The 14,717-nt window shown below is 40.1% G+C and carries 16 protein-coding genes; 6 read left to right on the top strand and 10 right to left on the bottom strand.

The genetic code is table 11. The features are described 5' to 3' along the window. Positions 1-65 precede the first annotated feature (65 nt). The 3 genes from F3G98_RS05375 to F3G98_RS05365 all read left to right on the top strand — a co-directional run bounded on the left by F3G98_RS05375 (position 66) and on the right by F3G98_RS05365 (position 2,453). Positions 66-848, top strand: coding sequence for a MetQ/NlpA family ABC transporter substrate-binding protein (locus F3G98_RS05375; protein ID WP_002940462.1), 783 nt, complete (start codon positions 66-68; stop codon positions 846-848). A gap of 76 nt (positions 849-924) precedes the next feature. Beyond that, the gene (locus F3G98_RS05370) at positions 925-1,704 is read left to right on the top strand and encodes a MetQ/NlpA family ABC transporter substrate-binding protein (protein WP_103608093.1); all 780 of its coding nucleotides are present in this window, start codon (positions 925-927) and stop codon (positions 1,702-1,704) included. A 158-nt stretch (positions 1,705-1,862) separates the two neighbouring features. Beyond that, the gene (locus tag F3G98_RS05365) at positions 1,863-2,453 is read left to right on the top strand and encodes a DedA family protein (RefSeq protein WP_149725837.1); all 591 of its coding nucleotides are present in this window, start codon (positions 1,863-1,865) and stop codon (positions 2,451-2,453) included. 69 nt (positions 2,454-2,522) lie between these two features. Here F3G98_RS05365 and murI read toward each other — a convergent pair whose 3' ends face one another. Then, on the bottom strand, positions 2,523-3,311 hold the full coding sequence (gene murI / locus F3G98_RS05360) for a glutamate racemase (protein ID WP_149725836.1): 789 nt from the start codon (positions 3,309-3,311) through the stop codon (positions 2,523-2,525). 91 nt (positions 3,312-3,402) lie between these two features. On the opposite strand from murI, the gene F3G98_RS05355 reads away from it, so the two are divergent. Together F3G98_RS05355 and murG are read left to right on the top strand one after the other, a co-directional pair. Continuing rightward, positions 3,403-4,563: an FtsW/RodA/SpoVE family cell cycle protein gene (locus F3G98_RS05355; protein WP_009293817.1), complete on the top strand. Its 1,161-nt coding sequence runs from the start codon at positions 3,403-3,405 to the stop codon at positions 4,561-4,563. Further along, positions 4,560-5,582 (top strand): undecaprenyldiphospho-muramoylpentapeptide beta-N-acetylglucosaminyltransferase, encoded by a 1,023-nt coding sequence (gene murG, locus F3G98_RS05350; protein ID WP_103608096.1) that lies wholly within the window; start codon positions 4,560-4,562, stop codon positions 5,580-5,582. The genes F3G98_RS05355 and murG overlap by 4 nt, the downstream gene beginning before the upstream one ends. Here the strand turns inward: murG and F3G98_RS05345 are convergent. Next, positions 5,574-6,308 carry an imidazole glycerol phosphate synthase gene (locus F3G98_RS05345; protein ID WP_103608097.1) on the bottom strand — a complete coding sequence of 245 codons (735 nt, stop codon included), beginning with the start codon at positions 6,306-6,308 and terminating at the stop codon, positions 5,574-5,576. The genes murG and F3G98_RS05345 overlap by 9 nt on opposite strands. Positions 6,309-6,423: 115 nt before the next feature. Between F3G98_RS05345 and F3G98_RS05340 the strand changes: the two genes are divergently transcribed. Continuing rightward, on the top strand, positions 6,424-7,182 hold the full coding sequence (locus F3G98_RS05340; protein ID WP_103608098.1) for a hypothetical protein: 759 nt from the start codon (positions 6,424-6,426) through the stop codon (positions 7,180-7,182). On the opposite strand, the gene F3G98_RS05335 is transcribed toward F3G98_RS05340, so the two are convergent. The 8 genes from F3G98_RS05335 to F3G98_RS05300 form a co-directional block, all read right to left on the bottom strand. Continuing rightward, positions 7,183-8,433: an RNA polymerase factor sigma-54 gene (locus tag F3G98_RS05335; protein WP_223231321.1), complete on the bottom strand. Its 1,251-nt coding sequence runs from the start codon at positions 8,431-8,433 to the stop codon at positions 7,183-7,185. It lies immediately after the preceding gene. A 3-nt stretch (positions 8,434-8,436) separates the two neighbouring features. After that, the gene (gene lptB, locus F3G98_RS05330; RefSeq protein WP_009293825.1) at positions 8,437-9,165 is read right to left on the bottom strand and encodes an LPS export ABC transporter ATP-binding protein; all 729 of its coding nucleotides are present in this window, start codon (positions 9,163-9,165) and stop codon (positions 8,437-8,439) included. After that, a complete protein-coding gene (gene tsaE, locus F3G98_RS05325; RefSeq protein ID WP_103572319.1) occupies positions 9,158-9,556 on the bottom strand; it encodes a tRNA (adenosine(37)-N6)-threonylcarbamoyltransferase complex ATPase subunit type 1 TsaE in 399 nt (132 codons plus the stop codon). Before tsaE ends, lptB begins: the two co-directional genes overlap by 8 nt. Next, entirely contained in the window at positions 9,556-9,801 is a 246-nt protein-coding gene (locus F3G98_RS05320; RefSeq protein WP_002940508.1) for an RNA-binding S4 domain-containing protein, read from the bottom strand. The genes tsaE and F3G98_RS05320 overlap by 1 nt, the downstream gene beginning before the upstream one ends. 33 nt (positions 9,802-9,834) lie before the next feature. Further along, entirely contained in the window at positions 9,835-10,662 is an 828-nt protein-coding gene (locus F3G98_RS05315; RefSeq protein ID WP_103608100.1) for an alpha/beta hydrolase, read from the bottom strand. After that, positions 10,656-12,761, bottom strand: coding sequence for a TonB-dependent receptor domain-containing protein (locus F3G98_RS05310; RefSeq protein ID WP_223231306.1), 2,106 nt, complete (start codon positions 12,759-12,761; stop codon positions 10,656-10,658). Before F3G98_RS05310 ends, F3G98_RS05315 begins: the two co-directional genes overlap by 7 nt. Positions 12,762-12,943: 182 nt before the next feature. After that, entirely contained in the window at positions 12,944-13,708 is a 765-nt protein-coding gene (locus F3G98_RS11085; protein WP_374220071.1) for a methyl-accepting chemotaxis protein, read from the bottom strand. A gap of 493 nt (positions 13,709-14,201) precedes the next feature. Continuing rightward, positions 14,202-14,702, bottom strand: a complete 501-nt coding sequence (locus F3G98_RS05300) for a PAS domain-containing protein (RefSeq protein ID WP_103597587.1) — start codon at positions 14,700-14,702, stop codon at positions 14,202-14,204. Positions 14,703-14,717: the final 15 nt, after the last annotated feature.

The raw sequence follows: 14,717 nt of genomic DNA, 5'->3' as shown, positions 1-14,717 counted from the left end.
AATTTAACCTTCTAGCTTAAATTTATCCTTTTTGGTGCTTGGCAAATTTTAAAAAAGGATAATAAATGAAAAAACTACTTCTTACTTCTTTAGTTGCCCTAGGCCTTAGCGTTAGCGCAAATGCTGCTGACAAGTCAAAAACAATAATCGTCGGTGCTACACCTATCCCACATGCTGAAATTTTAGAGGTTGTAAAGCCTATTTTGGCAAAAGATGGCTACACGCTTGAGATCAAAGAATTTAACGACTACACCACGCCAAACCTTGCGACAGAGGACGGCGACCTTGATGCAAACTTCTTTCAGCACATCCCATATCTTGAAGAATTTAACAAAAACAAAGGTACTCACCTTGTAAAAACAGTTGGCGTACATCTCGAGCCAATGGGTGTTTATTCTAAAAAGATTAAAGATATCAAAGAGCTAAAAGATGGCGCAGTGGTCTCTATCCCAAATGACCCAACAAACGAGAGCCGCGCACTTGACATCGTAGCTAGCGCTGGACTTATCAAGCTAAATGACAACCCGCTAAAAACTCCGCTTGATATAGTTGATAATCCTAAAAAACTTAAATTTGAAGAGATCGAGGCTGCTCAAGTGCCAAGAACGCTTGATGACGTTACTATCGCAGTTATCAACACAAACTACGCGCTAAATGCAAATTTAAATCCAACAAAAGACGCGCTTGTGATCGAGGGTAAAGATAGCCCATACGTAAATTACGTAGTTGTTAAAGCTGGCAACGAGAACAGCCCTAAAACTAAAGCCCTTGATAAAGCTATCAACTCACCAGAAGTTAAGAAATTTATCGAGACAAAGTATAACGGCGCTATCATCCCAGCGTTTTAATTAAATTTATAAAAAGCGACGTAAAAGCTTTTACCTTTTTAGCGTCGCTTCAAATCAAATCAAAAAAGGAAAAACAATGAAATTTATCAAACTTTTAACCGCATCTTTAGTTGCTCTAAGCCTTCACGCAGCCGACAAAGACCACACTATCACTGTTGGCGTCTCCCCTGTGCCACACGCTGAAATTTTAGAATTTGTAAAACCAAAGCTAAAAGATAAGGGCTATGACCTTGTTATCTCTGAAATTTCAGACTATTCGATACCAAATGTCGCCACAGAAGATGGCAGCTTAGACGCAAATTTCTTTCAACATTTACCATATCTTGAGGAGCAAAACAAGGCTAGAGGCCTGCACCTTGTAAGCGTTGCGAGCGTGCATGTTGAGCCACTTGGCTTTTACTCTAAAAAGATAAAAGATATAAAAGAGTTAAAAGATGGCTCAAAAGTGGCGATCGCTTACGATCCGTCGAATGGCAACAGAGCGCTTAGAATTTTAGAAAAAGCTGGCCTTATAGAGATCGATAAAAACGTAAAAATTGCAACTGTAAATGACATAACTAAAAATCCTAAGAATTTGCAGTTTGTCGAGCTAGAAGGCGCTCAGATCCCAAGGACACTTGATGATGTCGATATCGCTGCTATTAGCACAAATTTCGTCCTTGATCTTGGCATGAGCGTGGCAAAAGACGCACTTTTACTTGAAGACGCCAATAGCCCTTACGCTAACATCATCGTCACAAGAGCTGGCAACGAGAACAATCCTAAGATCAAAGCTTTAGTCGATGCGGTGCTTAGCCCAGATACTAAAAATTTCATCATCACTCGCTACAAAGGCGAGGTCATACCTGCATTTTAAAAATGGGGCGAGCTTTCGCCCTACTTTTGCCTTTAAATTTAAATCTTATAGCTTTTTGTTTTAACTATCTTTTTTAAAATTTATCTCTTTTGTTAGTTACTATTAGTAAATAAAGCTTTGCTACAATGCCTCATTTTAAGATAAATTTCGGAGTAAAAATGCTACATGACATTATTGATTTTATAGTCTCAAGCGTTAGCAGCTGGGGCTATGCTGGCATATTTGTGATGATGTTTTTAGAGAGCTCATTTTTTCCATTTCCAAGCGAAGTGGCGATGATACCAGCTGGATATCTAGCTCACAAAGGCGAGATGAGCTTAGCGCTTGCTTTTATCTCAGGCACGCTTGGCAGCTTGCTTGGTGCCATTTTTAACTACTATCTTTGCTACTTTTTTGGGCGCGAGATCATCTTAAAATACGGCAAATTTGTAGGTATCACTCACGAAAAGATGGATAAATTTGAAGTATTTTTTAATAAACATGGCGAAATTTCAACATTTAACTCACGCCTCATCCCAGGAATTCGTCAGTATATAAGCCTACCAGCTGGGCTTGCTAAGATGAACATTTTTAGATTTTGCCTATTTACCACACTTGGTGCTGGGATTTGGTGCGCGGTTTTACTTGGAGTTGGCTACTTTTTAGGCTCAAATCCTGACAAACAGACACTTCTAACGATCACGATTGCTCTTTTGGCAGTGGTTGCGATAATAAGTGTAGTCTATATAATGAAGCAAAGAAAGAAATAATACATATGAAAATACATAAAATTTAGTGTATTTTGCTAAATTTGGCTCAAATTTATAGCTAAATTTAGCCTAGCTAATCGCTCTCATTTTTTCTAGGCGAGCTAAATTTCTTGAAATTTTCTCTAGTTCGCTTTGCTCGCAAACCTCCTCACCTGAGTAGAAAAATTTCACATTTGGAGTTAAATTTACATTTGAAACTGCAAGTCCAAGCTCGCTTATAAGGCGCTTTATCGTCCCTTCGTTGCCGTCTATTATGCTTATATTTGCTGGCAAAATTTCTCTTAAGCTATCTTTAAAATAGTTAAAATGCGTGCAGCCAAGCACCAAAAAGTCGAATTTACTTAGATCAAATTTAGCTAGCTCTTCTTTTAGATATGACTTCACGTTTTCGCTCTCAAACTCAGCCTTTTCAGCGAAATTTACAAGCCTAGGCAGAGCAAGCAGTTCGGTTTTATCTTTTGCGTTTAAATTTGTGATTAGCTCTTTTAGTTTTGCGCCATTTACGGTGACTGGAGTGGCGATGACAAGCGTTTTTAGGGCGTCATCGTGGCTTAGATCGTGAGCTTTTTTTACAGCTGGCTCCATGCCGATGATCGGCACGCTCAAATTTGCTCTAAGCTCTTTTATCGCCACGCTTGTAGCTGTGTTACAAGCTATCACGACAGCTTTTGCGCCATTTTTAACAAGAAATTTAACCGCGTCAAAGCTAAATTTTAAAATTTCATCCCTGCTCTTTTGTCCGTATGGGACATTTTTCACGTCTGCGTAATATAAAAATTCATGCTCGCTAAGCTTACTTAAAGCTTCGTTTAAGACGCTAAGTCCGCCAAGTCCCGAGTCAAATATACCTATCTTCATGCCCATCCTTAAAGCCTGCAATTATAGCAAATAATATCTTTGTAAGCCGTTTTTTATTATACTTTGGCTCATTTTAAAGTTGGAGCTAAATTTGGCAGTTGATAAGGTTATTTTCTATCTTTGCGCGACTTTGATCGCCATAAGCATCATTTTTTCACTATCTTTGCCAGTTTTTACAGTTTTATTTTTTAACTACGACGAATTTCACTTTTTCATCCGCCAGTTTGCAGTCGGCTGTATAGGAATTTTTCTCATGTGGTGGCTCTCTAGGCTCAATCCCGACAAAGCGCTCGTTTGGATAGGCTTTGGACTGCTTATCTCGTGCGGTATCGCTATGGGGCTCATGCACGCCTTGCCAGCTTCAATGGTGACTGACTCTGGAGGCGCTAGACGCTGGATCAGACTGCCTGGCTTCTCACTTGCGCCTGTTGAGTTTTTCAAAGTCGGTTTTGTCTATTTTTTAGCATGGAGCTTTACTAGAAAATTTAGCGACGGCAAGAGGACTTTGATGGCTGAGTTAAAGATACTTTTGCCTTATATCATCCTTTTTGGCATCGCTATCTTTCTTATCGCCGTTATGCAAAACGACCTTGGTCAGGTTGTAGTTTTGGCACTTACTTTTGTGACGATGGCGCTTTTTGCAGGGGCTAGCGTTAGGCTCTTTGGTATCGGTATCTTGGGCGCTGCCTTTGTCATGACGGTGGCGATAGTTAGCTCAGAGCACAGGATTTTACGTATAAAGTCATGGTGGGGCACGATACAAAATATGGTTCTCTCTTTCTTGCCAGATAGCGTGGCAAACGTGCTTAGAGTGGCAGACGCACCGGAGCCTTATCAAATTTCTCACTCACTAAATGCAATTAAACACGGCGAGTTTTTTGGCGAGGGGCTTGGAGCTGGGATATTTAAGCTTGGCTTTTTAAGCGAGGTGCATACGGACTTTGTGCTAGCTGGCATAGCTGAAGAGGTCGGCGTTTTTGGCATTTTATGCATCACAGCGATCTTTATCACGCTACTTTATAGGATATTTAGAATTTCAGCTAGGAGCGAAAACAAGGTCTATCACCTATTCTCACTTGGCATCGGTCTTATCTTGTCATTTTCGTTTTTGATGAATAGCTACGGCATCACATCGATCACGCCGATAAAAGGTATCGCTGTGCCATTTTTAAGCTACGGCGGCAGCTCCGTGCTTGCTATATGCATCGGCATCGGCATGGTCTTGATGGTTAGTAAAAAGGCAAAACTATGATAGTTATTTGTGGTGGCGGCACTGGAGGGCATTTAGCGATCGCTAGAAGCTTTTGTGAGGAGCTAAATAGACGAGGCATAAAGCCTATTTTCATCGGCTCAACTAGCGGTCAGGATAAATTTTGGTTTGAAAATGATGATAAATTTGCAAAGAAATTCTTTTTACCAAGCAGTGGCGTCGTAAATAAAAGAGGCCTTGCCAAGCTAAAATCACTAACAAATATCATAAGCCTAGCTCTAAAGTGCAGGCAAATTTTTAAAGAAAATGGCATTAAAGCAGTCATCAGCGTGGGAGGCTACTCAGCAGCCCCAGCAGCCATAGCAGCCATCATCTCAAAAACGCCACTTTTCATCCACGAGCAAAATGCCGTAACTGGCAAGCTAAATAAAATTTTAAAGCCGTATGCAAAAGGCTTTTTTAGCTCTTATGATGAGCTCTCGCCCTGCCCTTACCCAGTGGCAAATAAATTTTTTGAAAATCAAAGAACAAGAGATCAGCTAAAAACTATACTATTTTTAGGTGGCTCACAAGGGGCAAAAGCGATAAATGAGCTAGCTATAAATTTAGCCCCATATCTTAAAGAAAAAAGTATAAAAATCATTCATCAATGCGGCAAAAACGCCCTTGATGAACTGAAAAAGAGATATGATGAGCTTGGATTTAGCGAGGCAAATTTAGAAATTTTTGACTTTAGCAAAGAGATAGAAAAGAAGATGAGCGAGGCTGATCTTGCCATATCAAGAGCTGGAGCTAGCTCGCTTTGGGAGCTTTGCGCAAATGCCCTGCCTTCTATCTTTGTGCCATTTCCTTATGCTGCTGGCAATCACCAGTTTTATAACGCTAAATTTCTAAAAGATAAAGGCATAGCTGAAATTTGCCTGCAAAATGGCGAAAATTTAGACAAAGACGAAGTCATAAAAATGATCGAGAGCTTTGATCTAAGCAAAAGCAGCAAAGCCCTAAAAGAGATCCTTTTGCCAAATGGGGCAAAAGAGATAATGGATAAAATTTTAAGCTAGATCCTCGCCTATTGCGTAGGCTTTTAGCTCTCGTAGCTCGTAAATGAGGTAGTGATAGATAAGCTCGTTTGTCTTTAGGCTCTTGCCTGAAAGCACTGGCTTTATCATCTCGATGATCCTATCTGTGATACCTGCGATCTCAACCAAAAGTAGCTCATCCCCCCTTTGCTTGGCAACCCTTATGCAGTTATAAAAAAATGTGTAGATAGTTTTAAAATTTTCTAAAACGACGTTTGAGACGATTTGAGAGTCGAGATGTAAAATTTTATTCATCCTATTTTGTAGTTCCATTAGCTCGGCAAGTAGCCCTCTTATCATCGCTTTATCGCCACTTCTTGAGAAGATACTCTTCTTCTTTTTTTTGTTTTGTATCTGATACTCAGCGACTAAGACCTGCATAATGTTTGAGATGTTTGTCAGGCTCTCTTGTAAATTTTGATTAGTCTTTAGGCTCACTCCGGCTTTTTCTATCTTGTAGTATAGGCTTTTGTTTGTCTGCTCGAGGTATGAGCTAATGTTTTCGTAGTAATCTTCAGTATTAAAGACATTTTTAAAAAAACTGCCCTCATCTGTTGTGCTGTAAAGTCTTTTTTTGATCTCTTCGACATTTTTATTAAAAGTAAGCGCATCGATCTTTGTCTCAGGCTCGACAACGCCGTTGTTTTCGATAACTTCCAAGTTTTTCTTAAGCGTATTTATCAGCTTATCAATCTCATTAAAATCCATTTTGCCTCTTTGAAATTTTTGGCTATTTTACTATAAAAAACTGAAGTTTTCGCTTGCAATTCTTAAAAAGATATTTATACTTCTTTTAATAAAATATCTCAAAAAAGGAGCAAAAATGAATGGTGAAGTTTTTAACTCTTGCATTATCGTAGCCTCTATAAAGCAAGCATTAAAGTCAAATTTAGAGCTAAACTACAAAAGCGAAAAACATATAAAAAGCCTAGTTTTTGACTTTACCTTAGGTGATGAGCCAGAAAAAAGAGAGCAAGCTAGCATAAATGAGTGGTTTAAGCACGCCTTAAAGCTTGGGCTAAGCGACGTGAGATATGCCACAAATTTGACGGTCTCTTCAGAGGAGCGCTCGCTGCAAGGCTTTTCAAACGTAAGCTGCAAGTCTATTCTTTGCATTTATAAAAATAAAATGAGCTATCTCGTGCCTCACTGGAGCTTTGAAGAAGACAAAAAGGGCTGGGATATAGTCTATAAAGAATTTAGTCTAGATGGCATGCCAGAGATTCAAAAATTTAGTGATAACACTTTGGAATTTAAGGATCTTCTCACAAAAATCGCTAAATTTGCAGATGAGATAGAGTGTGAGAATTTTGGCGACTGCTTTAGAAAAGGGCTAAAAGCGCTAAATGAGCCAGAAAAGATAGAGCAAAATATCCTAAACGCGCCACTTATGCCAAAGCTAAATTTGGCTCTTTTTAATGCGGCAAGTGCAGCTGATGTCTTTGGTGGTATGGGCTCATGGAACGACGACGCAGCAGGCTGGGCGAAGCATAAAAAACGAGGCAAAGAATATGATGAGCTTAGTGCAGAGCTTTTTACACAGATGCATAAAGCCACTCTTTTTGCCATAAATGAGTGGTAGCTAGCCGTTTATATGATAGATCTTTTTTCGTTGGCTTGAGCTGCCGATATTTAGAATTTTGCGGTATTTGGTGATAGTTCGGCGAACGATTTGGATGTTAAATTTAGCTTGGATTAGCTCTTGGATTTTTAGATCAGAAAGAGGCTTTTTATGATCTTCATTTTTGATAAGCTCTAGCAAAAATTCCTTTATTGCGGCGTTTGAAGTCTCTTCGTCAAAGCCAGTTGCAAAGAAATTTTTAAGTGCGACCGTGCCTCTTGGAGAGCTTAGATATTTGTTTGCGATGGCTCTTGAGATGGTTGAAGGGTTGCGCCCAAGCTCGTCAGCTAGGTCTTTTAGCTTCATAGGCTTTATGTCGCCACCCAAAAAGTAATCATACTGATACTCAACTATCATGAGCCCTATCTTATAAAGTGTCGCCTTTCTCATCTCAAGGGCGTCTATGAGCTCGCTAGCCTCTTTTATGCGTGAGCTCACAAAGGCCTCTTTCTCGTCTAGTCCCTCGGTGTCGATAGAAATTTCAGGATAATAATCGTCATTTATCTGCACGCTTATGCCGCTACTTGTGCTTAGCACGAAGATATCAGGCACCGCCTCTTTTTCATCTTCAAGATACTCAATGGCTGGGGGATTTTTAAATTTCTTTATGATCTTTAGCGCGTCGTCGTAAAATTTAAGCTTTCTAAGCTTCTCTATATTTTCAAAATTTAAGATGATCTTTTTCGCGCACTCTATGATCTCTTCGCTAGCCTCTGCCTCGCCAAGCTGAAACAAAAAGCTCTCTTTAACATCCTTTGCACCCACGCCACAGGGCTCAAGGTAGGCAAATCTCGCCCTAACTCGCTCCACCTCATTCTCATTAAAACCAGCAAAAATTTCATCATCATAAGAAAAATATCCCTCGTCATCTAAACACTCTATGATCTTATATGCGATATCTTGGGACTTTTGCGTGGGGAAAAGTGGTGGATTTATCTGGCTAATTAGCTTTTCATAGAGGCTTTCTTTATATATGCTTAAAGCCTCGATACTTTCGCTAACCGAGTTTTTGCTAACCTGCTCGAAAAAATTTCGCTTTTTTTCGCTTTTTTCTAAATTTTTGTGTTCAATCGTAGCAAATGGATTCTCTTTTATAAAAGGCTCAAGCGTCTCTTTTAGCTCGTCAAGCCCGCTTTGAAGGATAGGAAGCCAGCTTCTTAGCGTTTGGTTTAGTTTGATCTTTGGCGCTAAAGTTTGCTTTTGCCTTAGCATCATCTACTCAAGTAGCTTAAATTCTTCGCCAAGATAGTGCGTTCTAACGAGCTTATTGTTTGCCACTTCGCTCGCACTGCCGCTTGCTAGCAGCGAGCCATCTTTGATGACGTAGGCTCTGTCGCAAATGGCTAGCGTCTCACGGACGTTGTGGTCGGTTATCAAAACGCCGATGCCTAGCTTTTTAAGGTCTCTAACGATGCTTTGGATGTCGCTAACAGCGATAGGGTCGACGCCTGCAAATGGCTCATCAAGCAGCAAAAATTTTGGCTTTATGATGAGACTTCTTGCGATCTCACAGCGTCTGCGCTCGCCGCCACTTAGACTGACGCCCTTTCTTAGGCGGATAGGCTCGATATTTAGCATATTTAGCATCTCATTTACTCTTTTAGAGATCTCTTCTTTGCTTTGATTTAAAATTTCAGCCCCAAGAAGTAAATTTTCTTCTACGCTTAGCTCTTTAAATATGCTTGACTCTTGCGGCAAATAGCCAATACCAAGGTGCGCTCTTTTGTGAAGTGGGACATTTGTGATCTTTTCATCATTTAAAAAGACATCTCCGCTAGTTGGCGAGATGAGCCCGCAGATCATATAAAAAGTGGTCGTCTTTCCAGCGCCATTTGGTCCAAGAAGCCCCACGACTTCGCCACTATTTACCTCTAAAGATATACCTTTTATGATCTCACTTTTTTTAATCGTCTTTTTTAGATCTTTTACTTCTAGTTTATGCACTTATAACCTCGTATTTTCTGCCGTTTTTGCTAGGAGAAATTTTTACTAACGTATAGCTCTCGCCGTTTTTCTTTAGAGCTTTTTCTAAATTTTCATCGCCCCACTCTACTAGATGAAGCCCCTCTTCAAATAAATTTTCAAAAAGGCCGTTTTTTGCCATCCCGTCAAATCCGATCTGGTAAATGTCGTAGTGGTAGATATCTTTACCATAAATTTGCATCAAAGAAAATGTCGGCGACGTCACGCTCTCATCTATCCCGTGAGCCTTGATGATCGCCTTTACAAGCGTCGTTTTGCCGCTTGCTAGATCGCCACTTAGTAGCACCACGCCACTTTTTGGAAGCACCCGTACAAGCCGATCAAGCTCATTTTCTAAAAGCTCAAAAACCATCAAAGCTCTTTTACATATTCGCTTTGAGCGCTTTTTGGTATGCTTTTTGTAGTTGGGATCGCTAGCACCTCATATCTCGCCTCACGAGCTAGAAATTTGATAGTGATCACGTCGCCGATCTTTACATCTTTTGCTGCTTTTGCCTGCACGCCGTTGATGCTCACAACGCCGCTTTTACACATATCTTCGCTAACGGCACGCCTTTTGGTGATATTTACTACGTTTAAAAATTTATCTACTCTCATGCGGCGGATTTTAACAAAAATAGCCTTAAATTTTTAATCCTTTAGATATTTTAAAAGCTCTTTTAAATTTAGAGGTATGACGCTTCCGTGCGTTTCATTTTTAAAAAGCTCAAAGTGAGAATTTACGCCACTTTGCTTTAAAATTTGGGCTAGATCGCTCGCCTTTAAAGTGCCAGCTTTGTCTGTTTTGCCCTTTCTCTTTTCAAGCTCGCCAACGCTAAGAAAGACAAATTTAGCTTTTAATTTTTCTTTAAATTTACCCTCGCTCACATTTTGCTTTAAAATTTCAGACTCGCCCCACCAAAGAGATGGCGAAGCGATAAAGAAATTTGAAAATACGCCATCATTTTTTAGCAAGGCGTAAAGTGTAAAAAGCCCGCCAAAAGAGTGTCCATAAAGGCTCTTTTGGCTGTCTTGCACGTTAAATTTCTCATCGATTAGTGGCACTAAATTTTTAGTCAAAAAGTGGTAAAACGCATCTGCGCCCCCACCCTTGCTAAACTCCTCGCCCTCTGCCTTTGGCGTGAGATCTCTTGTGCGTTTTTCTACCTCGTAGCTTTTGTTGCTGTCATATCCTATGCCTATTATTAATGGGGCAGCCTTGCCATCAAATTCATTTAAGAGCATGTTAAACTGGGCGTTTGCGTCAAGCAAGAAAAGCACATTTTTAAACTTATCTTGCCCCTTTAGCTTGGCTGTGAAAATTTTATAAATTTCATCATTTGCGCTCATTTTAAAGGTTGAAATTTCAAATTTACTAGCAGCTTTTTGGCTAAGTGGCTCAGGCGTTTGTTGCGGAGCTGCTTGTAAAATTTGCGTCACGCCAAGCGTAAAAAGCAAAAATTTAAACGCTCTTACCATTTTGCAGCGACCTTAAACCAAAATCTCCTGCCCTCTTGCGGATACCAGTAGTAGTTGCCGTCGTCTGCTAACGCCTCATCGTATCTTACTTTATCAAAGATATTGTAGGCATTTAGGCTAAGCGTTAGGTGCTTGTTTGCGTCCCAGCTGACGCCTGTATCGAAGGTGAGTAGGTCTTTTGTGTTCTCTCTTACTCTGTTGCCAGCACCGAAATTTACGCTTGTTAGCTTGCTCTCGTAGTTTGCGCCAAAAAATGTCTTGACGCTTTTTACAGGCTTATATGTAAGCGTAGCGTGAAGTGTGTGCTCTGGCGTTGCTGTTAGGCTTTTGCCATCAAGTCTAGCTAGGTCTGTCTCGCTAAATTTCATAGGGCCTCTTGGCGTGTTTATCGTTGGGTTGCCGGTTTTTATCTTTGACTTATTATAGGTGTAGTTTGAGCTTAAATTTAGGTTTGAAAGGATGTCATAGTCGCCACTTAGCTCTACGCCCCAAACGGTTGCACCCTCAATGTTAAAGTAAGTTCCCCAGCCAGGGCAACCCACACTTGGGATTTTTGCGCTTGGCGGGCAAGGACCAAAGGCTGGAATTTTATTTACATTACTGCCGTCGGTGTCTAGGATTTTATCTTTAAATTCATTTCTAAAAAGCGTCACCGAGCCTCTAAGATCAGCTTGATTGTCATAATAAGCTCCAACTTCATAAGTCGTGCTCTTTTCTGGTTTTAGATCTTTGTTACCAAAATCAACTATCCTCCAGCCACCTTGGATAGTGCCTACTTCTGGTGAAATTTGATTGACATCAGGGGTTTTATAGCCAGTTGCTACGCCACCTTTTAAGCTTAGCGTATCTGTGGCGTTATAGACTAGGTAAGCTCTTGGCGAGAGGTGGTTGCCAAAAAATTCATTGTGCGTGAGCCTTGAGCCAAGCGTTAAAAAGAGCTTCTCATCTAAAATTTGCCACTCATCCTCGATAAATCCCGCATGCTCGCTCATCGAGTAGGTCTTTGGGTCTTTTAAGCCGTTTCTTGAAGCGTTTGAGACGATAAAGGTTGTACCGACATTTTGCTTACTAAAGTCATAGCCAAAAGTTAGAGTGTGTGCGCCAAAAAATGTTGTAAATTTTGAGTTAAAGTTGTGATTTTTAGCTTTTGCAGGTATGAGGCTGTCAAAAAGGCTCGTTCTTTGCGTCTGGTCATAAATGTAGCTGATATCGGCATTTAGGCTATCAAATTCGCCAAGATAGCCCACGCCATAGCTCTTTTTCTCGTAGTCATAAGCGTTTAAAACCTTATTTGTCTTTATAGTGGCTGTTTTGCCGACTGTGCGCGAGTAGTCGTGCCTTTCGTTTGAACCAAGGATGAAAAATTTATTGTGCTCATCTGGCGTGATCCAAAGCTTTGCGCTTAAATTTCTCTTATCGCTCTTTTGATAGCCACCAACGTAATTATCCTCATCTCTTAGCTTTTTATATCCCCAAAGCTGAAGCGCAAAAAGCTCTTTATAAAGAGGTAAATTTAGATAAAAGTCGCCCTGTCTGCCGTCTCCTATGCCTTTATGCGCATTTATCGTAGTTGAGATGCCGACGTTACCACTAAATTTTGAAAAGTCCTTTTTGGTAATGATATTTATAACGCCTCCAACCGCGTCGCTACCATAAAGCGAACTCATAGGACCACGGATGACCTCTATACGCTCGATCGCCTCAGCTGGTGGGATGAAATTTGAGTTCATATCCCCTGCTCCACCCTTTGGGTTTGCACTGCTTGAATTTACTCTTTTGCCATCAATCAAAACTAGCGTTTGAGACTTCTCCATGCCGCGTATCGAGATGCCGCTAGCTGCCCCGTCCTCGCCACCAACGACATTTACACCTGGCACTTTTTGGGCGATTGAGTGGAGCGAGGTAAAGCTATCTTTTGTAAGCTCATCGCCACTTATCACACTGATGCTTGCAGGGGCTTCTTTGATCTGCTGCGAAAAGCCACTCGCACTTACTACGACGCCATCTAGCTTAGTTTCGTTGTTCTCTTTCTCTACTGCATAGAGAGAATTTGCCACACAAGCGCTAAGGCAAATGGCGATAAATTTTGATCTATTCACGGATATCCTTTTGTTAAATTTTATCATTGATAATGAAAGCGAAACGCAAATTTAACAAAGCAAGCATAAAAACAATATTAATTATCATAATTTTAAACAACAATGTAGAAAAAATTTATGAAAATAAAATTTAAATCAATCTAAGAGGAGCTAGACCCAAAGCGAGTCTAGCAAATTTGAAGTTATTTTGAAGCAACCATTTCGTTGTATGAGTTAAATATCTCTCTGCTAAGATCTTCGAGCTTTCTAAACTCAGTGACAAAATGTTTTAAATTTTTCTCGTTATAGCCCTTGCCAGCTTCTGTCAAGATGGCTTTGATGTTTTTGTTAAACTCATCTACCAAATGGCGTGATTTCTCATAAGTTTTAGTGTGGCTAAAGCTCTTTGCGCACTCGTTTTCATACCACGCTACAAGATCATCCGCGTCTTTTGCTATATCATCGCCGTAGCCTTGCTCATTTACAGTGTCTGAATAAACACCCACTTTATAGACGATGATAGCTATCTTTGCGATGATGCCAAAGGTCTTGTCTTCTACATATTTTGATCTTTGGGCTGTCTCTTTTGCATTTTGGTTAAAGCTAGCTAAAGTTTGTTTGAAATTTTCGACATTTGCTGTGGCGATCTTTGAAATTTCATCTATCTTTTTAGAATTTTCATCTATATCTTTGGCTTCTTGCTGAAGTGTTTGGATATTTACGCCGATCTCGTGTGTCGCTTTTTGAGTGTTTTCAGCTAGTTTTCTAACCTCATCAGCAACAACTGCAAAGCCGCGTCCATGCTCGCCTGCTCGTGCTGCTTCGATAGCTGCGTTTAGAGCTAGCAAATTTGTCTGCTCGGCTATATCTTTTATCAAATTTACAACCGAAGTGATGTCATCTGTTCTGCTATTTAGCGTGCTTATAGCGTGGCTTGAGCCCTCTATCAGCTCCTCAAGCGAGCTCATATTTACGCTTAGCTCATTGATGCTTTGCGTCGTATCCTCGGCGATTCTAGCCGTATCTTTTGCCATGAGTGCCATTTGGCTAAGGTTTTTGATACTCTCATTTAGATCATTTCTAACATCTTCTATGCCGTCGTTGCCATTGCCAAGTGTGTCAAGTTCTTTTGAAAGCAGACCTCTTACTTTACTTTTGTGACTATCTTTTATGCCAGTTACGCCATTACTCATAGAAATGGCATTTTGTTTAAATATACCGCGAAATCCCTCTGTAAAGATATTTCTATATGTTAGTCCGCTTTGAGCAGCGTCTATTGAGGTTGAAATTTCTCTTTGAAGTGCCTCAACTTGATCAAGCAAGTCATTTATACCAAGTGCTACTTCATAAAGTGGGTCATTTTCTTTTACATTTACTATCCTAGGCTCTAAGATACCGTTTCTAGCTGAGCCTACTACGCTTAAAATTTCATTTATAGAGTCAAGTTTTTTTCCAAACATATTATAGCCTTTGTAGGTTATTTACAAATTCATCATAACTTATATTTTTTTCTTTTAAAAATTCAGTTAAAAATTTCATCGAAGCATCCATGCCACCGCTCTTTTCTACCGATAATAACTTTTGATATATAGGCTCTATTACCTCAATCGCCTTTGGATTTGGCTTGCGTCTAACTGAGTAGTAGCCAACTGGATTATTTTGTACATCAAGCGAAGTTGTGATATTTGCAAAGACCCAGTAGTATCCACCATCAAAGCTTTTGTTTTTAACATAAGCAAAAATTTCTTCTTTATTTTTTATGCGCTCCCAAAGTAGCTTAAAAACAGCTCTTGGCATATCTGGGTGTCTTATGATGTTGTGAGGCTTACCCAAGACTTCAGCTTGCTTTGCTCCAACTATCTTTAAAAATGGCTCGTTACAATATGTAATACGTCCTTTTAAGTCGGTCTTTGAGACCAAAAAGGCGCTCTCTTCGACCATGTGTTCTTTGTTTTCAGACATCTTCTCTCCTTTAAG

This window comes from Campylobacter concisus, from assembly GCF_902460895.1.
GTDB classification, from domain to species: Bacteria; Campylobacterota; Campylobacteria; order Campylobacterales; family Campylobacteraceae; genus Campylobacter_A; species Campylobacter_A concisus_BC.
Note: the sequence above shows the minus strand (reverse complement) of the source record. Positions and strands in the feature narration are given on the sequence as shown.